The 19,071-nt window shown below is 63.6% G+C and carries 19 protein-coding genes and 1 pseudogene; 11 read left to right on the forward strand and 9 right to left on the reverse strand.

The features are described 5' to 3' along the window. From NO347_RS08845 to NO347_RS08855, 3 genes and pseudogenes are all read left to right on the forward strand, one after another. A pseudogene (locus tag NO347_RS08845) lies at positions 1-259 on the forward strand (MBL fold metallo-hydrolase); the annotation flags it as partial. A gap of 222 nt (positions 260-481) precedes the next feature. Next, complete coding sequence (locus NO347_RS08850; RefSeq protein WP_256289258.1) at positions 482-1,657, forward strand: inorganic phosphate transporter; 1,176 nt, start codon at positions 482-484, stop codon at positions 1,655-1,657. Between the two features lie 455 nt (positions 1,658-2,112). Beyond that, positions 2,113-2,406 carry a DUF7967 family protein gene (locus NO347_RS08855; protein WP_343217979.1) on the forward strand — a complete coding sequence of 98 codons (294 nt, stop codon included), beginning with the start codon at positions 2,113-2,115 and terminating at the stop codon, positions 2,404-2,406. Between the two features lie 337 nt (positions 2,407-2,743). Here NO347_RS08855 and NO347_RS08860 read toward each other — a convergent pair whose 3' ends face one another. Together NO347_RS08860 and NO347_RS08865 are read right to left on the reverse strand one after the other, a co-directional pair. Continuing rightward, on the reverse strand, positions 2,744-3,784 hold the full coding sequence (locus NO347_RS08860; RefSeq protein WP_256289260.1) for a sulfite exporter TauE/SafE family protein: 1,041 nt from the start codon (positions 3,782-3,784) through the stop codon (positions 2,744-2,746). Between the two features lie 3 nt (positions 3,785-3,787). After that, positions 3,788-3,937, reverse strand: a complete 150-nt coding sequence (locus tag NO347_RS08865; RefSeq protein ID WP_256289261.1) for a DUF7512 family protein — start codon at positions 3,935-3,937, stop codon at positions 3,788-3,790. Between the two features lie 737 nt (positions 3,938-4,674). Between NO347_RS08865 and NO347_RS08870 the strand changes: the two genes are divergently transcribed. Then, positions 4,675-5,076, forward strand: coding sequence for a helix-turn-helix domain-containing protein (locus NO347_RS08870; protein WP_121570079.1), 402 nt, complete (start codon positions 4,675-4,677; stop codon positions 5,074-5,076). 152 nt (positions 5,077-5,228) lie between these two features. On the opposite strand, the gene NO347_RS08875 is transcribed toward NO347_RS08870, so the two are convergent. From NO347_RS08875 to NO347_RS08885, 3 genes are all read right to left on the reverse strand, one after another. Beyond that, the gene (locus NO347_RS08875; RefSeq protein ID WP_121570078.1) at positions 5,229-7,148 is read right to left on the reverse strand and encodes a beta-CASP ribonuclease aCPSF1; all 1,920 of its coding nucleotides are present in this window, start codon (positions 7,146-7,148) and stop codon (positions 5,229-5,231) included. A gap of 248 nt (positions 7,149-7,396) precedes the next feature. Beyond that, the gene (locus NO347_RS08880; RefSeq protein WP_256289262.1) at positions 7,397-8,509 is read right to left on the reverse strand and encodes an NAD(P)-dependent alcohol dehydrogenase; all 1,113 of its coding nucleotides are present in this window, start codon (positions 8,507-8,509) and stop codon (positions 7,397-7,399) included. Positions 8,510-8,790: 281 nt separating this feature from the next. Then, positions 8,791-8,937: a hypothetical protein gene (locus NO347_RS08885; protein WP_158599356.1), complete on the reverse strand. Its 147-nt coding sequence runs from the start codon at positions 8,935-8,937 to the stop codon at positions 8,791-8,793. A gap of 180 nt (positions 8,938-9,117) precedes the next feature. Between NO347_RS08885 and NO347_RS08890 the strand changes: the two genes are divergently transcribed. Further along, a complete protein-coding gene (locus NO347_RS08890; RefSeq protein WP_256289263.1) occupies positions 9,118-9,915 on the forward strand; it encodes a LolA-like protein in 798 nt (265 codons plus the stop codon). A 123-nt stretch (positions 9,916-10,038) separates the two neighbouring features. Here NO347_RS08890 and NO347_RS08895 read toward each other — a convergent pair whose 3' ends face one another. Next, positions 10,039-11,115 carry a DUF7350 domain-containing protein gene (locus tag NO347_RS08895; protein WP_256289264.1) on the reverse strand — a complete coding sequence of 359 codons (1,077 nt, stop codon included), beginning with the start codon at positions 11,113-11,115 and terminating at the stop codon, positions 10,039-10,041. 109 nt (positions 11,116-11,224) lie between these two features. Next, positions 11,225-12,667 (reverse strand): hypothetical protein, encoded by a 1,443-nt coding sequence (locus NO347_RS08900; RefSeq protein WP_256289265.1) that lies wholly within the window; start codon positions 12,665-12,667, stop codon positions 11,225-11,227. 200 nt (positions 12,668-12,867) lie between these two features. Between NO347_RS08900 and NO347_RS08905 the strand changes: the two genes are divergently transcribed. From NO347_RS08905 to NO347_RS08915, 3 genes are all read left to right on the forward strand, one after another. Continuing rightward, positions 12,868-14,118 carry an outer membrane protein assembly factor BamB family protein gene (locus NO347_RS08905; protein ID WP_256289266.1) on the forward strand — a complete coding sequence of 417 codons (1,251 nt, stop codon included), beginning with the start codon at positions 12,868-12,870 and terminating at the stop codon, positions 14,116-14,118. Positions 14,119-14,217: 99 nt separating this feature from the next. Further along, entirely contained in the window at positions 14,218-15,096 is an 879-nt protein-coding gene (locus NO347_RS08910) for a mechanosensitive ion channel family protein (protein ID WP_256289267.1), read from the forward strand. A gap of 121 nt (positions 15,097-15,217) precedes the next feature. Continuing rightward, positions 15,218-15,430, forward strand: coding sequence for a hypothetical protein (locus NO347_RS08915; RefSeq protein WP_121570056.1), 213 nt, complete (start codon positions 15,218-15,220; stop codon positions 15,428-15,430). Positions 15,431-15,499: 69 nt separating this feature from the next. Here the strand turns inward: NO347_RS08915 and NO347_RS08920 are convergent, their stop codons facing one another. Together NO347_RS08920 and NO347_RS08925 are read right to left on the reverse strand one after the other, a co-directional pair. Beyond that, the gene (locus NO347_RS08920; protein WP_256289268.1) at positions 15,500-16,375 is read right to left on the reverse strand and encodes an NAD-dependent epimerase/dehydratase family protein; all 876 of its coding nucleotides are present in this window, start codon (positions 16,373-16,375) and stop codon (positions 15,500-15,502) included. A 99-nt stretch (positions 16,376-16,474) separates the two neighbouring features. Continuing rightward, the gene (locus NO347_RS08925; RefSeq protein WP_256289269.1) at positions 16,475-16,699 is read right to left on the reverse strand and encodes a hypothetical protein; all 225 of its coding nucleotides are present in this window, start codon (positions 16,697-16,699) and stop codon (positions 16,475-16,477) included. 138 nt (positions 16,700-16,837) lie between these two features. On the opposite strand from NO347_RS08925, the gene NO347_RS08930 reads away from it, so the two are divergent. The 3 genes from NO347_RS08930 to NO347_RS08940 all read left to right on the forward strand — a co-directional run bounded on the left by NO347_RS08930 (position 16,838) and on the right by NO347_RS08940 (position 19,031). After that, positions 16,838-17,257 carry an EamA family transporter gene (locus tag NO347_RS08930; protein WP_256289270.1) on the forward strand — a complete coding sequence of 140 codons (420 nt, stop codon included), beginning with the start codon at positions 16,838-16,840 and terminating at the stop codon, positions 17,255-17,257. Beyond that, positions 17,257-17,676, forward strand: a complete 420-nt coding sequence (locus NO347_RS08935) for an EamA family transporter (RefSeq protein ID WP_256289271.1) — start codon at positions 17,257-17,259, stop codon at positions 17,674-17,676. The genes NO347_RS08930 and NO347_RS08935 overlap by 1 nt, the downstream gene beginning before the upstream one ends. A gap of 71 nt (positions 17,677-17,747) precedes the next feature. Next, complete coding sequence (locus NO347_RS08940) at positions 17,748-19,031, forward strand: MFS transporter (RefSeq protein ID WP_256289272.1); 1,284 nt, start codon at positions 17,748-17,750, stop codon at positions 19,029-19,031. Positions 19,032-19,071: the final 40 nt, after the last annotated feature.

Here is a 19,071-nt window from a genome sequence, read left to right on the forward strand (position 1 = left end):
CGACGCCGCAGTGCCCGCCGAGGACGGCACGTACACGGCACCGATCGGCGACCTGAAAGAGCGGATGGACGCGCTGTCGATGGCCGAAGACGCGTTCGTCGAACTCATCCTGGCAGATATGCCGCCGCGGCCGGCGAACTACGAGGACATCATCGCGACGAACCTCGGGCAGAACGTGGCCGACGACGAGGAAGCCTTCTCGCTGGAACTCGGCCCCAACAACTGCGCCGCCAGCCAGGAATCGCTCGCCGACGACTAATAGTGATTACTCTCACTGTGTACCGCCGAGCGCCACTCCCGGTGGCGATGGTCGGCGGTAAGAGACGAGAGTAATCATTATAAGTCAGTGGAACTAACGCTCGCCGGTCGGCCCAGCTTCGGTGCCGTCGGCGGGCGCTGACTCATACACAACGCGAGTCGATCGCCCTCCCGTCGGCGATCGCTAACTCCCTTCCCCCTCCCCCCACTTTCCTCGAATACGATGGACGTATCTGTACTCCTGTTGTTCGGTGTCGCCAGTATCGCTAGCCTGTTCATGGCCTGGGTCGTCGGTGCGGGATCGAGCGGCGCGACGCCGTTCGCTCCAGCCGTCGGAGCCAACGCGATCTCGACGATGCGCGCCGCGTTCGTCGTCGGCATCTTCGGCTTCGTCGGCGCCGTCACGCAGGGCGCGAACGTCTCGGAAGCGGTCGGAAGCGGCCTCATCGAGGGCGTTTCCCTCCCCGCGACGGGTGTGATCCTCGTGCTGTTGATCGGCGCGGGACTGATGGCGATCGGGATCTACACGGGCTACCCGATCGCGACCGCGTTCACCGTCGCCGGGTCCGTCGTCGGCGTCGGACTCGCGCTCGGCGGCGCGCCCGCGTGGGCGAAGTACCAGCAGATCGGGCTGGTCTGGGTCGCGACGCCGGTCGTCGGTGGCGGAATCGCGTACGCCATCGCGAGCGTCCTGCCCCGAGAGGACGTTCCCGAGCGATTCAGCGTCCCGATCCTGACGGCGCTCGTCGGCGCAGTGATCACGAACCTCGAATTTCCCACACTCGGCCCGCACGGAGCCCCCGGGTCGATCGCCGGGGCAACGGCGCGGGCGCTCCCGGTAGACCGTGCCATCGCCGTCGGCGGCGCGACGCTCGCCGTGGCCCTCGCCACCGCGCTCGTCGTCCACTGGGACGTGAATCGCGACCGCGACGGCGGGCTCAGACGCGTCCTGTTGGCGCTCGGATCGCTCGTGGCGTTCTCCGCGGGTGGGAGCCAGGTCGGTCTCGCCGTCGGCCCGCTGTTACCGCTCGCCGACGAGATCGAATTCGTCTCGACGTTCGCCGTGCTCGTCGGTGGTGGTCTCGGAATCCTCGTTGGGTCGTGGACCGGCGCGCCCCGGATGATCAAGTCGCTGTCGCAGGACTACTCCTCGCTCGGGCCGCGGCGCTCGATCGCGACGCTGATCCCGTCGTTTCTGATCGCCCAGACTGCCGTGTTACTCGGCGTCCCGGTCTCGTTCAACGAGATCATCGTCAGCGGGATCGTCGGGAGCGGTGCAGCCGTCGGCGGTGGTGACGTCGTCGATCTGCGAAAGATCCTCCTCACGGTAGGTGCCTGGATCGGATCGCTAGTGCTCGCGTTCGTCGTTGCCTATCTAACGGCGGTCGCAGCCCTGTAACGCCGACCAAGGGTCTATCCGCGCCCACCTGCGGTCCATTCGCAGAGAACCACCTATCCGACGGAGAGCGACTGCCACACGGCCAGGCCAAGGTGTACAGCGTAGTCCGGCGGGATGTGACGTAGACGGGCAAGCGACGGGATGTCAATAGCGGGCGGTCGCCCTCCAAATGCAGGCGAAGGTGGAACTGACTGATGAGGCGTCGAACAGCACAGGAAGAGCGAACGCACCGAGACACAGCCGACGAGCCAGAATAGCGTGTGACAGCGGGACGGAGACGTCGCCTACGCCAGACGAAGTGTGGCACCGGGGGAGTCGAGAGGCGAACGAGAGCGGAGACAATATCAGTCGGTTGAACTGTTTGTCGGAGGCCGGCGGCCGAGAGCAGTAGTGCAGATTCTCACTCGTCGGGATTGACCACAACCGCTGATCGTTCAGTTGCCGTACATCTACATATGAGCCACACAGAATCCACAACCGAAACGGAACGCGTCTGGATGGTCGAGCGGACGTTCTCCGCCGACGCGCCCCACATCCTGGTGCTCGTCTACGCGACGACCGACGGTGCACAGTACCACCAGAAGGAGCGTGCGTTCAACCGCTTCAGTGGAACGGTCCCGGAAGTCACCGCAGCGATCGAGGTCGAAGCCGACGAACTCAGCACGGTCGACGACGCCGAGACGCGCGACCGATACGCGAAAGAGACCGAACGGATGCGGGAACGCCACGCCCCCGACGACGCCGTGTGAGTGGCTCCGTCGAACCGGACGGGTCCGACGAGGTGCAGGAATGTGAGCCCCGGCGACAAGCGACGCGAAGTCATCCCGGACCGGGACCGGAGGTATCTCGCCCTGCTCATCTATGCCCGTCTTGGAGACCGAAAAGCGGGGCGCGAACGAAACGGCGTTCGAAACAGAGCGAGAGCCGAAACAGAGCGAGAGCCGAAACAGAGCGAGAAGAAGTAGAGACAGTCCGCGGGAGAATGTCGCAATTACGCGAGGCTCCCCTCCGTGTGTAACAGCAGGTCGGAGAACAGAGAAAACAGAAGCCGCTCAGCAGAGGCGAAACAGAAGGAGTCCTCAGACGTTAGTCAGCAGATTGTGCCGTCGCCGTGGGGCCCTGAGCGCGGAGCTCGCGGATGGAGCTGACGACGACTGCACCGCTCACGAGCATCGCAGCGCCGACGATGATCGCCAGCGACACGACGTCGAGGACGGGCATCTCGATAACGCCGCCGATCTCGCGGACCGCAACAGCGATCGAGCCGAGCAGCAGCATAATACCGAAGTAGACCTTGATGTCGTCCTCCTCGACCAGGCTCGTCGCCGCGGCACCGAGCCGGGCACCGAGCGCACTACCCGCTAGAAGCGGGGCGACGATCGCGAGGTCGACCGCGCCGTCCATCGCGTACAGGAAGCTCCCGATCCCGCCCGAGAAGACGATCTCGAACAGGTCGGTCCCGACGGCGACCGGGACGGGCACGCCGATCAGGTAGAACAGCGCGGGCATCCGGATGAAACCGCCACCGACGCCCAGGAAGCCCGAGAGCAACCCCGTCGCGAACGCGACGCCGAGGATCATCCACAGCGAGACCTTGAGGCCGCCCTTGATCCCCATCATCGGGGGAATGTTGTACGACTGAATCTTCTTGGCGATGTCGGGGATGTCTTCGGCCGCTTCTTCGACGTCCATATCTTCGGCGTCGTGGCTGACGCCGCCTTCACCGTCGCTTTTCAGCGCGTTGTAGGTGATGAAGACACCGATGCCACCGAGGAGCCCCACGTACGCGATGCTCACAACGGTGTTAGCCAGTCCGATGTCCTGGAGCCAGTGCAACCCGATCTTCCCGACTTCGATGCCGGCAGTCGTCCCGGCGATCATCAGCACGCCGAGCTTGTAGTCGACCTGACCCAGGTCGCGGTGCTTCAGTGTGGCGATGACGGACGTCCCGAAGACGAACGCCAGGCCGGACGCGACTGCGACGTCTGTCCTGTAGCCCATAACGAGCAGGGCCGGCGTGACCAGGAACGAACCCCCCATTCCGAAGAAGCCGAACAGGAGACCGATCAGTACCCCGAAGCCGGCGAACATTGCCAGCATACTCACGGCGACACCTAGCAGCTCCATTGGTTAGTCACCCCGCAGGGCGCGGGCAATCGTCGGCCCGAGGACACTTTCGAGTACACCATACCCAACATACAGCAGGAGGGCCTCGACGAGCACAATGCCGATCAGAATCGCTGCGCCCGTGGGGCCGGCAGCGTTCTCAAGCCCGAACATTGAGAGCCACCTCGTGGAATCTTGCGAATTTCATGGATTTCTGCGCAACTGGTGATAACCGGTGCGTGCACTTAACGGTATTGGGATCTAGATACAATACTATATCTAGCTAACCCACGTGTGGTTGGTGATAAGTTATGGGTAGCTATGCGCCCGAAAACCGCCAGTCTCGTTGTCAACACGGCGTCTTATGGCGTGCGTCGTTACGCGCGTGATCGCGCAGTGAATCCCAATGACCCAAAGTAATTATTCGACCTAATCGGGGGAAGGGAAACCGAAAGACAACAGAGCCGCACTCGTCCGGCCGGTCGAGAGTCGTGCACAGAAGGTGCAAAATATTGCGCCGATATTGCACCTATGCTGAATTTAAAACCAATTATTGCGGGTTCTTTCGGAGCGGGGAATAGTCGTTCGATCGTCATATGTTCGGAGGCATCCGTGTCTCTACCACGAATTACTCGACGCCGAGTGCGGACGGAAATGCACAGGTCATTCTCAACACTGGCAGTAGAAACATCAATATATTTACCAATTTGTGCAAATTTTGCACCTATCTACGTGGATACCGATTACGTAGATCTACTGTTTTAGGCCATCCTGAACTCTTTTGCTGGCGTATTTGTATTTGAGTTGAAAGAGAGACCTAGGCAATCTGTACCGATTGTCTGCGCACACAGAATTGTGGAGAACCTAAACAAATCTTTTATGCACGCAGCGCGTAATGCAGGATAGTGACAATGCCCGACTCGATGTCTGAACAACTTCGACAGGATATGGAGTGCGAGGGACTGCTAGAATGCTTCCACGGCCTCAAGCAACTCGACAAAGAGTGCTTCCAGGTCCTCGTACAGGCTGACGAACCCCTCACCGTCGACGAAATCGCCGAGATCGTCGACCGCGAGCGCTCGACGGCGTACCGCTCGATTCAGCGGCTGCTCCAGTCCGGATTCATCAAGAAAGAGCAGGTGAACTACGAGCAGGGCGGCTACTACCACGTCTACTCGCCGGCGAACGCAGAGCAGATCTCCGACAGTATGCAGCGGATGCTCAACGACTGGTACGCGAAGATGGGCCAACTCATCCAGGAGTTCGAGGACAAATACGAGCGCCAGGACTCCGAGATGGCCGTCGAGAGCTAGCCGGACGGCCGACCGTCTACTCTCTATCCGTCTCGACTCTCTGTCGTCGCTACCGCGTTTGTAAGACCGCTATAGATGGAGTGCGCGCCCACGGGAAGCGCCGAACCGACACGGCACCACCAGGCGTGTGATCGCTTCCGAACGGTGAGTCCTCAGTCGAACCGGAACGTTTCGAGGTTCCGAGGCGCGTACGTGCGCACGTCGAACTTCTGATAGAGTCCCGACGAGAGCTGGTCCGTCGACGCCTCGTCGCCGTGGACGCAGATGATCTCCTCGGGACGCGGGTTCATCGTGCCGACGAAGTTCTCGAGGCCGTTGCGGTCGGCGTGGCCCGAGAAGCCGCTCACCGACTCGACGCCGAGACGAAGCGTCAACTGCTCGCTCCGACCGCCGCGGTCGCTGAACGGGATCTCGCGTCGCCCACTCTGGATGCGCCGGCCGAGCGTGCCCTGCGCCTGGTAGCCGACGAAGATGAGCTGATTTTCGGGCTCGCTGCCGAGGAGTTCGAGCCAGGACATAATCGGGCCGCCGGTGACCATCCCCGACGTAGAGAGGACGATACAGGGTTCGCCGCCGGCGACTTCCTCGCGCATCTCCTGGCCGCCGTCGACCTGCTGGAACTGTTCTGCGAGGAAGGGATTTTCGTCCTCGTGGAGAATCCGATCGCGGAGTCCGTCACGGAGGAACTCGGGGTAGGCCGTGTGGATGGCCGTCGCCTCGCGGATCATCCCGTCGAGGTAGATCGGCATCGTCGGGAGGTCGCCCTCGCGCATCGCCTCTTCGAGGACGAGCATCAACTCTTGGGAGCGCCCGACGGCGAACGCCGGGATGACGACTTTACCGCCGCGGTCGTGGGTCTCTCTGATGATCTCGAGGAGGTTTCGCTCGGAGTCTTCCTGGTCGGTCTGGTAGTCGTCGCGGCGGCCGTACGTCGACTCCATCACGAGCGTCTCCACGCGCGGGAAGTCGTTCGAGGCGCCGTTGAACAGGCGCGTGTCGGTGTAGTGAACGTCGCCGGAGAAGACGACGTTGTGGAATCCGTCCCCGATGTGGAAGTGTGAGACTGCCGAGCCGAGAATGTGGCCCGCGTTGTGGAACGTGAGTTTGATGTCAGGCGCGATGTCGGTGACGTCGCCGTAATCGAGGGTGATGGTGTGTTTGAGTTCCTCGCGGACCATTTCGGAGTCGTACGGCGGCGTTCGCCCCTCTTTGGCGGCGACGTCGAGGTAGTCCAGTTGGAGCAGGCCCATCAGGTCCCGCGTCGGTTCGGTGGTGTAGACCGGCCCGTCGTAGCCGTACTTGAAGAGTAGCGGCAGCAGGGCACTGTGGTCGAGGTGGGCGTGCGTCAGCACGACCGCGTCGAGGTCGGCGATGGGATTCGCCTCGGGGACCTGCAGATACGGGACCTCGCCCTCCGCGCCGGGTTTGTCCCCGCAGTCGATGAGGACGCGCGTTTCGGGCGTGCTGAGAACGAAACTCGCACGGCCGACTTCTCGACAACATCCGAGCGTAGTCACACGAACCCAGTCGGTGTCTTTCGTCTGCTCGCGGTGGATGCTCGTGCCGACGCGTTCGAGGAAGTCGCGACGGTCGTCGCGCTCTTGCATCAGGAAGTTGCGGACGTTGTCGACCGTCGAGGACTCCATCGGCGGCGTACGGAGGACGTCCGGCGTCCAGCCGACTTCCTGAGTGATCTCACGAAGGGTGCTCGCGCGGCGTCCGATGACCAGACCCGGCTTTTCGGCTTCGATCAGGACCTCACCGGTCGCGGGATAGAACTGAAGGTTCGTGATTCCCGCTTCCTCGGGGATCAGTTCGAGAATCTTCGGTTTCGCCTCCGCGGGATCTAGCTGGGTGCCCGCGGCGGGGCGGACCGTAATCCGCTTACGGAGCGTGCTGGCGAGGCGGCGAATCAGGCCGTCCCGCTCGGCGAACTTTCGCGGCGTCTCCGTGTAGATGACCAGTTCCGGGCCTTCGTAGGCGACGCGCGAGACGACGAGGTCGTCTGGAATCTCGTTTTCGAGTTGCGTTCGAACTGCTTCGAGCGGATCCGTAGTGTCGTTAGTGCTCATACATATCTGGAAAGCCGTGGGCAAGAGCCACCAAAATCCGTGGCCCGTACCACCGGAAGTCTGTTGATGGGGCGCGCCGGAAACGTCGACACGACCGAACGGACGAAATCGTTCAGTTACGTCTATCCGACAGAGTATATAAACGTTTTTCGCTGTCAGAGCGGGGGCCGGGGCGCTCACTGCGGGGAGCCGTTCCGTGCGACTCGAGACGACGCTCAAAAAAGTTGGAAATGCGGAAGCGGGGCCGTTTAAGGCTCGCTGACGCGCAGGATCGGTTTGATCGTATCACCCTGCTCTGAGTCCTCGACCGCCTGTTCGATGTCCTCGAAGTCGTAGTAGGTCACGAGTTCGTCGAACGGGAACTTTCCCTGTCGGTACAGTTCGATCAGATCCGGAATGAACTCCTTGGGGTTGCTGTCGCCCTCGACGACGCCCGTGATCGACCGGCCGTTCAGGATGAGGTCGTTGACGTCGTAGCTCGCTCGGGTGCCGAGTGCGGGCGCGCCGACGACGCCGAGCGTGCCGCGCTGGGTGAGTACGTCGACGGCCTGTTCGGCGACGTCCGGGACGCCCGTCGATTCGACCGCGTAGTCGGCACCGCCGCCAGTCGCCGCTTGGACGGCTTCGACCACGTCGTCGACGTCCTCGGGATTGACCGTCGCCGTCGCGCCGAGTTCTTCGGCTTTCTCCAGTCGGTTCGGTTTGAGATCGATCGAGACGATGTCCGTACAACCTTTGAGGTCCGCGGCGAGCACCGCCGAGAGGCCGACGGAACCGGCCCCGAAGATAGCGATCGACGAGCCAGCCTGCGGGTTCAGTGAATTGATCACTGCGCCCGCGCCCGTCTGGATCCCACATCCGAGCGGGCCGAGCAGTTCGAGCGGGACGTCGTCGTCGACGGCCACGACGTTCCGCTCTGTCGCGATCGCGTGTGTCGCGAACGACGACTGACCGAAGAAGCGGCCGCTTACCTCCTCGCCGTTGCGAGAGAGGGGCGACGTTCCGTCCTCGGGTCGCCGTCCCGAGAAGTTGTGCGCGAAGAAGTCCGCGCAGTACGCCGGGTGGCCGGCGTGACAGCTCGGGCACTCGTCGTCGTAATCGAAGCTCATTACCACGCGGTCACCCGGCTCCACATCGGTGACGTTCTCGCCGACGGCTTCGACGACGCCGGATCCCTCGTGGCCCAGCACGGCCGGCAGCGGTGTCGGATACAGCTGATCACGGACGATCATATCCGTGTGACAGACGCCGACGCCGACGACGCGGACGAGCACCTCGTTGTCCTGCGGGTCTTCTAGTTCGACCTCCTCGATGGTGAACGGTCCTTCCTCCTCGTTTACGACGGCAGCCTGTATCTGCATCGTGAATACCATTACGTAGTGATTTATGGTAAACGTTAGCGTATAGGGGAAAACCGTTCGGGCGGACTGATCGAAGCAGTGGCTGATACTGTCGGACAGAAGTTCGTGAAGTCGGTTGGCACCCACGGGGTGGCGATACGCTTCACATAGTTCTGTCCGACAGTATGAGTACTCACAGTCACAGTTCCGTTGTGGTCGGGTCGGCGTCGGGAACGTAGGTGGCAACCGCGTCCGTCCGACGTTTCCGTTCCGTTCGAGAAACGAGCGCCACCCGATAGCGATCAGGTCGCCAGTTGCTGCTTGAGCACGAATCCGAGGACACCGATGACGAGCAAAACGGCCACCAGCGAGAGGAAGAGTTCACTGGGTGTTCCGGTCATCGGTCCAACACCGATCACCTCCCGTCCGGTGTGCAAGATGCTGTTCATACGCGGAATCTGACGCTGGTGTAAAAATCCCTTTCGCCGGTTCTCACTGCGAGGTGAAGCGGCGAGAGAGCTATCATAGCGTTCGCCCGCTCGTCCGCTGGTCACGCGCACGCAGTCGCCCCAGTCGGAAGCAACCTGTCAATGCAAAACTTTTAGCGCTCTTGTTCGAACGCCGTGTCGATGCGCCCTCCACTCGCCGCCGCACTCGTCGGATTCCTCATCCTCACGAGCGGCTGTCTCGGACTGACGGCACCCGATCAGCCATCCAGCGACCAACGTGCCCTGGACGCGCTGAATCGAAGTCAGAACGCCACCGCCGACGTCACGTCGTATCGGACGACAGTCGATGGAACACTGTCGGCGTCCGAAAGCGACGACTCCGTCACGCTCGAGGTGACCGGAAACGTCGCCGTCGACGTCGCCGGACGGCGAATGAACGCGACGACGGGAATCGAAGACGTCGACGGCACGATCCGAACGCGACAAACAGCGCCCAAACGGGCCTATATCTCCGGATACACGGCGTACACCGAATGCGCTCGGATGGGGTGGGAGCGCCAGAACCTTTCGGAGTCGCGGTCCTGGCTGACGTATACGCCCGTCGGTCAGCAACTGGCGGTATTGAACGAAACGAACGTCTACTGGCGCGGAACGGAGGTCATCGACGGGACCGAGACCGTCGTCGTCGTCGGGTATCCCTCGAAGCAGGCCCTGCGGGCAGTGCCCGACGTTCGGGGGGCGAGCGCAACCGAGGTCCAGGACGCGAATATCGAGAACGCGACGGTGACCCTCTGGCTCGACAGCGAGACCCATCGACCGGTGCAGGCACAACGCGAGATCGAAGTCGCGGATAGTGGGGCGACAGCGACGGCGACAGTGACGTTCGACTTCGCCGGATATGACGAACCGACGTCGGTACGCCGACCCGAATTCGACGAGGACGAGATCTGGCAGCTGGGATGTCCAGGTACAACGTGAGTTTCGACCCGTGCGGCGTTTATACAGTGTCGACACGGAGGCACCGACGTTTTCGACCCGAGAGGTTCGCGGCGACGTCCTTGATCGGATTCAAATTTCCGCAGAATCGGCGCTCGATTCCCGCTATCGAACAGTGAGCGTCACGTCCGGCATTCCGCCGTCGAGTCCGCCGAAGGCGGTCTCGTAGCCTTCGTGCCGCGCAGTTTGCGGCTGGACGACGACCCGCAACGAGAGTTCGTCGCCGGACTCGACACCGTCGACGACGGCGCCGTAGTGGTAGTCTAAGTCGGGATCGAGCGTCGGCGTGAACGGCCCCTCGTAGACTGGCTCGCCGCCTCGCGAGAGGACGCCCTCCAGGCCCATCGCGGGGAGGATACTCCGATTGTACCGGGTCCGTGCGGAGACCGCGATGTACTGCCCGTCGCCGTCGATACCGGCCGGCGGCGTATCAAGGACGGACACGACGAACCTCGCGTCGTTGCTCGTCCCGGTGCCGACGACCGCCCCCGGGAGGTCGCTCTCGGGGGGCGCGAGCGAAGCGGGCAGCATCTCCATTTCCATCGGGTCCACCGCTCCGGGCGTCGCGGTCTCGTCGCCCAGTCGGCGAATCCCGATGTCGTCTCGCTCCTGTCGGCTGTACTCGAAGGGCAGTTCCACCGAGGCCGCCTCCGAGAACCGCCCTTGGAATGCACCCGTCCGTCGGGTGGACACCGCGCCGACGCTCAGTTCGACGGTGTACGTTCCATCGCCGTCCAGCCCGAAGTTCGCCCCGTAGTGAAAGCCCATCGGCTGTGAGAGCATCGGATAGATGACCTCCTGTGAGACCAGCGAACCGTCCTGATAGATCTCCGCAGTGAGCCCCGTGTCAGGGAGGACCGTCATACTCTCGGGATCCCAGACGCTCGCCATCAGGTGAACGTCGTCTTCGTCAGCAATCTGAGTGAGTGAGACGGCGTCGCCGTTGACGTTCCAAAACCGGTGTGGATAGCTGTACAGCAGACCGAACGCGTAGTCGCCGTCGGTGGCCGTGCCAGCCATCTTCATTCCCTCGACGTGACTCGGGACGTATATCGCGTCCGGGCGGTCCTCCGGGATCGGCGGAATCCCGGCCGTTCGAGTCTCGAACAACCCCGTACAGCCCGCGAGGGCGACCGTCCCTCCGAGGGCCGCACCGCGCCGGAGCAACGTCCGTCGGTTCATAGCCGACCGTTCGACGCCCCGAAAAATGCCTATTGTGGTCTAGGCCTCGAATCGGGCGCGAGAAATCGGCGACAATTGCGTGAATCGACCCGCTGACTGAAAGATGATCTCATCCTCCGATCACCGGCTGTGAGATGATCCACAGCGAGAGGACCGTATACCCCACCATCAGGACGACGAGCGGGAAATGTCCCCGTCGGGCGGCCGAGACCGACGGATAGCGCTCGACGGCGACGTGGTGTGCCGCGACGACCGCAACGACGTGGCCGACGACGATCAGCAGGAGTTGTGACCCCCAGAACGCCGGCAGCGAGAGCCACCCCAGCGGGTCGACCGGGGCGCTCCCGATACCGAGTGGGTCGACGCTGATCTCGAACAGTCGGGCCGTGCTCCGCAAGACGTAGGGGTAGTTGTGAGCGATGTCGTACGCCGCTGCGATCGGGAGGACCGTCGGCGCGAACGCCCGGGTGGCCCCCCGCCAGGCTATCTTCCCCGAACCGCCCGCCACGGTCCCGGCGGCCGCATCCGTCGAGAACCCGAGCGCGTCGCCGAGTCGCACGGTGACGACGAACGTCCCGACGAACAGTGCAAGCCCGAAGCCGTAGAGGAAAACGCTCGTCGGCGGGCCGGTTTCGAGTGCCTTCCGAACGCCGAACAAGACGGTTTGATACAGTCGTGTGTTGGTGAAGCCGTCGAAACTGACGGTGTAGACGGCGGCGACGACGAACACGACGATGGCCGGCCCCGAGACGGCGCTGGTGCACCCGTGCCAGGGGGCACGGAACGAGAGTTCGACAGCGCCGTTCCGAGATCGGTCGAGAGAGACGCCAGCGGCCCGACCAAACAGTCGGTACAGTACGCCGAGCGGGTCGGCCCGCTCGAACCAGATCGGGCCGAAAAGTACCGCTCCCGTGAGCATCGCGATCGCGTAGACGGAAATTACGACGGTCGTGAGAAGCGGTGACCGCGGAATGACGGTCAGATTCTCGACGACGCCGACGAGCACCAGAAAGCCGGCCAGCGCGGGCCACGCGCCGAGCCAAGATGGATACGCGCCCCAGACGGCTAGCTGTCGACCTTCGAGTCGGCAGAGGCCACGATAGACGGTCCGCCACGGGGAGAGCGTCTGCCACGGGGAGCCGGCCAGGATCGCGAGCAGGCCGAGGCCGCGAAACCAGACCGGCCAGGTGAACACGGTGGCGAAGTTCTCGGCGGCGACCTGGCGCCCGGCGTAGCCGAACGCGAGCGACGTGAGGACGCCGAGGAAGAACAGGACGCGACCAGAAGATCGAAGCCAGCGAGCCGTCGAGGCATCGATCGTCGCGAGCGTGCGCCCCTCTGTCGTCGTGGGCGAGTGGCTCGTGAACGCGAGCCACAGTGCAGTGAGTGCGACCGTGCCGCCAGCGCCCGCGAGGAGCAGCGAGAGCGGGAGCGGCGCATCGAAGCGTGAGCCGGTCACGTCGTGGGCGCTCGCCCCGTCGGGAACGAGCGTGAGCGCCCCGAGGCTGAGGAGTGCGACGCTCGCCACTCGGACGGACTGACGACGCTCCATCGCCGAAACCTACGAAAGGAGCGACGAAAAACGCCGGGGGTGAAACTATAGTAGCATTTGCAACTGATTGCGCACCCGATCGCACGACAGGGTATGATCGGATGCGTGAAGACTTGCAAATGCTACTATAGGGGTCGCCGCTCGAACCAGTCGGCCCGTGAGGTCGATTTATTTAGACTCGTCCCGAAATCCCGAGTCGAATGCGCCGTCGAACGCTGCTGGCTCTCGCGCTCCTCCTCGTCGCTCTCGCGAGCCTCGTCGCCGGAGCAGTCGTACAGAACGGCCAGTCCGGCGGCGAGTTGACGGTCTCGTGGGTGAGTGACACGGCACGCGAGGTGAGCGGGAATCATCACGCGCCGGCAGTAGGAGAAGTCGACGGCGAGAAACTCGTGTATTTGCCGATCAGCGGGACGACCGGCACGGACGACTGTGAGCTCGCCGCGCTGGACGCGACGACCGGCGATCCCCGCTGGCACTACCAGATTCCGGCGTCGGACTGTGCGATTCACTCCGTTGCCGATCCGACTGTCGCCGACTACGACGCCGACGGTGTCGAGGAGGTCCTCGCGGCGACCACGGAAAACAAGCTCATAGCGTTCGACCCACGATCGGGCGACGTCGAATTCGAGTACGAACTCACGTCGTACGGATACACGCAACCGATTGTCGCCGATCTCGTGGGTGACGACCGGTCCGAAATCGTTGTCGTCGACGTTCGCGGGACGGTCTCCGTCGTCCGCGGGGACGGGACGACGGTCTGGACCCGACAGCTCGGTTCGTACACGTGGGGCCAGCCCGCCGTCGAGGACTTCGACGGCGATGACCGACTGGAAGTCGCCGTCGGGGCGGGGGGCTCGGGCGAACTCCACCTCTTCGAGCACGACGGAACGCCGGTCTGGGACGACCCAGTCTCGTTCGATAGCTCGATCACGTGGATGGCGACGGGCCAGGCTGACGGCGACGACGACGCGGAGGTTGTCGTCGCGACCGCTCAGGGCGGTCGCGTTGCGATGGTCGATGGAGATGGCAGCATCGTCTGGGAGCGAGATCTGGGATCGTTCGCGGCAGTCAACGCGGTCGTAGACGGCGACAGCGATGGAGCTGCGGAGGTCTACGCGGTCGCCCGAGACGGGGTGCTATACAGCCTCGCCGCGAGTGACGGGACGACAGAGTGGCAGACGACGCTTACGACCGGGGACATTCAGATGATGCCGCCGCCGTCAGCCGGGGACGTCGATGGCGACGGAGCGATCGAACTCGTCGCCCCGACGAACGACGGGATCGTCTCGCTCGTCGATCCGCGCTCCGGTGAAGTCGTGTCCACGTACGAGCGCGAGGACGCCATCTACACCCGTCCGGCGCTCGCCGACGTCGACGGTGATCGCGACGCCGAGGTGTTCGTGATGTACGGTCGGGGGCGCGTCGTCGCATTCGACGTCACACGCAGTTGAGCGGGGACGGGGCGGGGAGCTCATACGGCTAAAGCGCCGCTACGGCACCGTCTCCGAACGAGATATTAAGTATCTGGTAGATCTCTGAGAGGACGAAATATGTTACTTTTACAACAAGGCGTGTCGGTCGATCCACAGCAGTACGTCCCCGCGCTCGTCGGTGCAGTCACGACAGTCGTGTTGTTCGTCGTCGCGTTCTTGATCATCTACCTACTCGGGAAGTACTTCGTGACCCGGGCGGTAGAGCGGAGCCTCAGATACCGGGATTTCGACGAGACGCTCGTTGGGCTGGCGGTGAACACGACCGTCGTAATCGTCGGCGTCGTGGCGGTGGCGTTGGCCGCAACGGTTGCTGGCTTCGGGGTCGTCCTGGCCGCGTTCGCGACCCTCGGTGGCGCGCTCGCGCTCGCCGTCGGCTTCGCCGCCCAGGACCTCATCGCCAACTTCGTCGCCGGTGTGTTCATCATCCAAGACGAACCGTTCACGGTCGGCGACTGGATCGAGTGGGACGGGAACGAGGGTGTCGTCCGGGAGATCCAACTCCGGGTGACGAAGTTGGATACGTTCGACAACGAACTCGTCACCGTCCCGAACAGCGACCTCGCCGGCGCGGCCGTGGTCAACAACGTGGCGAACGATCAACGTCGGGTGACGGTCGGCTTCGGAATCGGCTACGAAGACGACATCGAACAGGCACGAGAGGCCATCATCGACGAGGGGTCACGGCTCGAAGGCGTCCTGAGCGACCCCGAACCGAGCGCTCCCGTGACGTCGCTCGGTGACTCGGCGGTCGTGCTCTCGGGCCGGATCTGGATCGACCCGAACGAGAGCAGTTACGGTGCGGTCCGCGCGCAGTTCCTCGAAGCAGTCAAGGAGCGACTCGATGCCGAGGGAATCGATATGCCGTATCCCAACACCGAACTCTCCGGCGGCATCGAAGTCACGAACGTCGAGAGCGGGGGAGTCGCCGACGACTGACTCGTCCGTGTTCGGCAGGCGCAGCTGCGACACCGAAGCCCGCAGCGCACGTCACCAATTCCCCTGGTGACACGTCTCGCGCACGACCTATTACCTTCGAGACAGTAGCATAGGATGAGTAATGAAACGCCTAGACCGCCTGTTCGGGCTGCAGATCATCTCGATCGTGGCCGCGTTCGTCGGGGAACTGCTCGCCAGCGAACCGCTGCTGACAGCCGCCGTCGGCGTCTTCGCCGTCACTGTCGTCGCGACCTTCGCGCAGATGACGGGCGACCTCCTGTCGGGGCTCACCCAGCACCGGATTCCGGATACCGCGACCGACCAACGTCGCTAGCGGAGTCGACGGCGACTACTGTTGTAGCGACGTCCCCTCCAGAGTCGAGACGCCACCCCTGAGACCTCCTTACACCTGTGGCTCGGGAACCGCTTCGGTAGCGGCAATGCGCCAGGACCGCGTCGGTTCCCAATCGAAGACCCGGCTGGCCTTCGTCGTGTCGTAGGCGGCTGCGTCACCAACCACAGAGCACGCTTCCGGGACGTCACCGTAGTACTCGGCCATCAGTTCGCGGAGCGGTCGACCGAGCGCGTTGTCTGCGGCGACGCAGTTGAACGCCTCGTGGCCGTCGACGTCGCCGACGAGGGCTGCCGCGACGAGATCTGCAACGTCGCGGACGTCTACGTACGACCAGTAGTTCCCGGCGCCGGCCGCCAAGTCAGTGGTGTACTCGTCGTCGCGACACGCGTACTCGCCGGGAGTTTGTATCCACGACGGGCGGAGGGAGACGACCGGCACGTCGTCGCGGCGGGCGATGGTTTTCCCGATTTCTTCAGTCACGACCTTCGAGAGTCCGTACTCGTCCTCCGGGCGGCGAGCGTGCGCTTCGGTGATCGGGAGTTCGTCCGGGATGGGCGTCTCCTCGGCGAAGAAAAAGCCGTACGCCCCATCGGAGGACGCTTGCACGATTCGCGCCCCGATGCGTCCGGCGGCAGTCAGGACGCTGTGTGCCGCAAGAGTGTTGTTTCGGTAGGTGTCGACTCTCGGTCTGGTTCCAGCCGTCGGAACCGCGGCCCAGTGAACGACGGCATCCGGACGCAGCTCGGTGAGCACGTCGAAAACGCTCCCCGCATCTGTGAGATCGAGCGCACGATATGCGACGTCCGGGTGGCCGTCGTCCTCCGGGAGACGCCGATCGAGACACGTCACCGCGTGCTCTTCGGTGAGTCGGTCGACGATCCAGCGCCCGGTCTCTCCGCGTCCGCCAGTAACGACAACGTCCATACGATAGCGTCTCGGTTCCACCTCTTCACTCGGTCGGTCGCACGACAGCGTGCAGTACCGGAGATGTCTACTCGGTCGAGAGTCGCGTCTGCGACCGTCTCACGCGAACTCCGCGAGCAGCAAGAGCACACTGGGCGCCACCAGGAGGACGAACCCGACGAGGATGAGAACCGCCGGCAGCCAGAGCAGGCCCAGTTCGGTGCCGAGCCAGAGCCCGAGCCCTCCGAAGAGGGCGAGCAGGCCGACCAGACGGAGCAGCCAGGTGACGACGCCCTCAAATCCCGAGTCGGCGACGACGTCGACGACTTCGAGGGGTTCGTCCATCGTGCCATTGCGGTCCGATCGGGAGCCACTTGTACTGTCGGGATATGAACTATCGGAGCAGTTGCAACCGATTGCGTACCCGACCGCACGACTGCGTGCGATCGGGTGAGTGAAGACGTGCACATACTACGATACCGTATGGAGTACCTTCCGTGGGTGATCGTCGCGCTCGTATCGTACGGGATGCTCGCACCGCTGACCAGCAAGGTGACACAGGAGGTTCCCCCGACAGTGTCGCTGTTCGTCGCTACTGTCGTCTTCCTCGTGCTCACGCTCGGTGTGATGGCCGTAACGGACACGAACCTGTTGTCCTACGTGTTCCTGCCGGCGGCGGGGTACATCTACGTCGGCGGAGTGTTTCTCGGGATCGGGATCCTCTCGTACTACATCGCGTTGCAACGCGGCCCGGTGAGCGTCGTCGTGCCGATCTACGGGATGTTCATCGTCGGGAGTTCGATCATCGGGATTCTCTTTCTCGACGAGGCCATCACGCTCACGCGGATCGGTGGCATCACGTCCGCGATTCTCGCGGTCTATCTGAGTTCGGGGGCCGAATGATGGCGCGGCAGTACCTGCAGTTCTCGATCCTCGCGTTCGTGGCCTACAGTCTGGTCGCGCCGCTTTTGAAAATCGCGATGGAGGTGATCCCGAGTACGCCCACCGTCTTCCTCTCGAACTTCGTGCTGCTCGTCGTTGTCGGCGGTGTGTTGCTCTATCGCGGGCAGTCACCCCTGCCGTATCTGCGGCACCGATATACGCCACACGTCGTCGCCCTCGGCATCCTGCTTACCGTCGGCTTGCTGACGTACTATCGAGCGCTCGCACTGGGACCAGTGAGCATCGTCGTGCCGATCTACGGGCTCTTTATCGTCGTGAGTTCGGTCATCGGCATCGTCGCCTTCGACGAAGCGCTCACGCCGCGGAAGCTGGCGGGAATCTTCTTCAGCATCCTGGCGATCGTGCTGATTTCGATGTGACGGTACTCGTTGCCGTTCCGTTCCGCAGATCGACCACTATAAGCCGTTGACCCAGCGTCGTAGTGAGTACGATGAGTCGGAAGCGATCGACGCGTCGGTGGCTGTTCGTGGCGCTGGGGGCGGCCGTGATGGGCGGTGCCGGCACCTACCAGTTCGTCTGGTCGTCGCTCAGTGCGGCCGTCGGCGCGCGCATTCCCGCTTCACAGACTGCCTTGGGGACGGTGTTCACCCTCTTCGTGGTGGCCCAGACGCTCGTCCAGTTGCCAGCCGGAAGCATCCGGGATCGGTACGGCCCGCGAAAACTGCTCTTTGCGGCGGCCGCGTTGATGTTCGCGGGCTACGCCGGCTTGGGGGTCGCCCCCACGCTCCCTGTGGTGTATGCGTCCTACGCGATCGGCGGTCTCGGCGCGGGCATCGCCTATACGGTCGCGGTCAACACGCCCGTCAAGTGGTTCGACGAGTACCGCGGTCTAGCGACCGGCATCGTCTCGATGGCCTACGGCGGGGTGAGTTTCGTGGTGATCCCGCTGGTCAGGGGGGCGATCGACGCCGCCTTCACGCGAACCCTGCTCCTGTTGGGCGTCGCTGTCGGGATCGTCGGACTGTTCGCTGCGGGGTTGCTCCGTGATCCGTCGGTGGGGCCGTCGAGTCCGGAATCGTCTACGACGACGGACTCCAGCGAGACGGGTCCCTCGGAGACGGATGGTTCCCTGAGGGGTTCCGACGACGCGGACGACGCGGTCGGCTGGCGAACTGCCGCGCGAACCTGGCAGTTCTGGGTGTTCTACGGGGTGATGGTCGTCGTCAACGGCGTTGGATTGATGTTGATCGGGCAGTCAGTCGGCTTCACGACCGGCCTCGGTCTCTCGCCGGCGACTGCGACGACAGTCGCCTCGATCATCGCGCTGGCCGACGGGGGCGGGCTGCTGGTGCTCGCTGGCCTGTCGGATCGTATCGGCGAAGAACGGACCGCCGGCGCGTCGCTCGTGCTCTGCGGGGTGGCACTCGCTGGGGCCGTCGCGAGCGGGGCTCGCGGGTACGCGTCGCTGTTCGTCGCGTTCGTGGGCGCGGCGGCGTTCTTCCGGAGCCCGGTGTTCGCGATCTTCCCGAGCCTCGTCGGCCGCTACTACGGTGAGGCACGCTCCTCGGAGAACTACGCCGCGATCTATACCGCGAAGGTCCCCGGCGGAGTCTTCGGCGGCACGGTGACCGGCGTGCTCATCGCGACGGTGGGGTGGTCGACCGCCTTCTACATCGGTGCCGTGCTGGTGGTGGGCGCGGGGATCGGCGCACTCTCCCTTCGGCCGGTGCAGACGGATGCGTCAGCGACGAGTGACGCCTCCGAATGGACGTGAGAGACGGTCCGTAGTGGTGCCGCCCCAGTGCGAGAACGCG

The sequence above is a fragment of the Halobellus inordinatus genome, assembly GCF_024464655.1.
GTDB lineage: Archaea > Halobacteriota > Halobacteria > Halobacteriales > Haloferacaceae > Haloquadratum > Haloquadratum inordinatus.

What these genes read in the sequence shown, in the direction of transcription:
- NO347_RS08930 (WP_256289270.1), top strand. Translation starts at nt 16,838, where the DNA reads ATGGAGTACCTTCCGTGGGTGATCGTCGCGCTCGTATCGTACGGGATG.
- NO347_RS08855 (WP_343217979.1), top strand. Translation starts at nt 2,113, where the DNA reads ATGAGCCACACAGAATCCACAACCGAAACGGAACGCGTCTGGATGGTC.
- NO347_RS08865 (WP_256289261.1), bottom strand. Translation starts at nt 3,937, where the DNA reads ATGTTCGGGCTTGAGAACGCTGCCGGCCCCACGGGCGCAGCGATTCTG.
- NO347_RS08875 (WP_121570078.1), bottom strand. Translation starts at nt 7,148, where the DNA reads ATGAGCACTAACGACACTACGGATCCGCTCGAAGCAGTTCGAACGCAA.
- NO347_RS08900 (WP_256289265.1), bottom strand. Translation starts at nt 12,667, where the DNA reads ATGGAGCGTCGTCAGTCCGTCCGAGTGGCGAGCGTCGCACTCCTCAGC.
- NO347_RS08895 (WP_256289264.1), bottom strand. Translation starts at nt 11,115, where the DNA reads ATGAACCGACGGACGTTGCTCCGGCGCGGTGCGGCCCTCGGAGGGACG.
- NO347_RS08935 (WP_256289271.1), top strand. Translation starts at nt 17,257, where the DNA reads ATGGCGCGGCAGTACCTGCAGTTCTCGATCCTCGCGTTCGTGGCCTAC.
- NO347_RS08870 (WP_121570079.1), top strand. Translation starts at nt 4,675, where the DNA reads ATGCCCGACTCGATGTCTGAACAACTTCGACAGGATATGGAGTGCGAG.
- NO347_RS08920 (WP_256289268.1), bottom strand. Translation starts at nt 16,375, where the DNA reads ATGGACGTTGTCGTTACTGGCGGACGCGGAGAGACCGGGCGCTGGATC.
- NO347_RS08925 (WP_256289269.1), bottom strand. Translation starts at nt 16,699, where the DNA reads ATGGACGAACCCCTCGAAGTCGTCGACGTCGTCGCCGACTCGGGATTT.
- NO347_RS08915 (WP_121570056.1), top strand. Translation starts at nt 15,218, where the DNA reads ATGAAACGCCTAGACCGCCTGTTCGGGCTGCAGATCATCTCGATCGTG.
- NO347_RS08905 (WP_256289266.1), top strand. Translation starts at nt 12,868, where the DNA reads ATGCGCCGTCGAACGCTGCTGGCTCTCGCGCTCCTCCTCGTCGCTCTC.
- NO347_RS08890 (WP_256289263.1), top strand. Translation starts at nt 9,118, where the DNA reads ATGCGCCCTCCACTCGCCGCCGCACTCGTCGGATTCCTCATCCTCACG.
- NO347_RS08885 (WP_158599356.1), bottom strand. Translation starts at nt 8,937, where the DNA reads ATGAACAGCATCTTGCACACCGGACGGGAGGTGATCGGTGTTGGACCG.
- NO347_RS08850 (WP_256289258.1), top strand. Translation starts at nt 482, where the DNA reads ATGGACGTATCTGTACTCCTGTTGTTCGGTGTCGCCAGTATCGCTAGC.
- NO347_RS08940 (WP_256289272.1), top strand. Translation starts at nt 17,748, where the DNA reads ATGAGTCGGAAGCGATCGACGCGTCGGTGGCTGTTCGTGGCGCTGGGG.
- NO347_RS08860 (WP_256289260.1), bottom strand. Translation starts at nt 3,784, where the DNA reads ATGGAGCTGCTAGGTGTCGCCGTGAGTATGCTGGCAATGTTCGCCGGC.
- NO347_RS08880 (WP_256289262.1), bottom strand. Translation starts at nt 8,509, where the DNA reads ATGCAGATACAGGCTGCCGTCGTAAACGAGGAGGAAGGACCGTTCACC.
- NO347_RS08910 (WP_256289267.1), top strand. Translation starts at nt 14,218, where the DNA reads ATGTTACTTTTACAACAAGGCGTGTCGGTCGATCCACAGCAGTACGTC.